The organism is Pseudomonas sp. SIMBA_068 (assembly GCF_046534705.1).
Lineage (GTDB): Bacteria > Pseudomonadota > Gammaproteobacteria > Pseudomonadales > Pseudomonadaceae > Aquipseudomonas > Aquipseudomonas putida.
In genome coordinates, this window is sequence record NZ_JAWRYI010000124.1 from 1 (window position 1) to 373 (window position 373).

The window sequence follows — 373 nt, forward strand, 5'->3', positions numbered from 1 at the left end:
GTATAGCTTTAGTATTTGAGCTCTGATTATATTTACGGCTAAAACAATAAAGGACATACAATGAGTATAACCGCACAAGAAGAAACGTTCAGCGTACAATACATTGAAGCAGAAGATATAAGCACTGCCGCAAGTTTAATTTATCAGGCATACCATGATGACCCTGTACTAAAAACAATGCTTGGTTATGATGGAAAAAATAAAGCCGTTTACGAGAAAAAGTTACGTGCATTAATACGTGAAGAACTCAGTAGTTTTTGGCAAGAAAAGCAACCACTAATAGTGCTTTATCGCAGTGGCAAATTAAAAGCAGTGGCCTGTATGTTTGATTCTTTAAGTCAACTTCAAGCTCAGCGTTATTGGCATTGGCGCT

General features: G+C 37.0%; 1 protein-coding gene. It reads left to right on the plus strand.

The genetic code is table 11. From position 1 onward, the window contains the following. Positions 1 to 60: 60 nt before the first annotated feature. On the plus strand, positions 61 to 373 hold a 313-nt coding region (locus SB756_RS28470; protein ID WP_410912843.1), incomplete at its 3' end, for a hypothetical protein.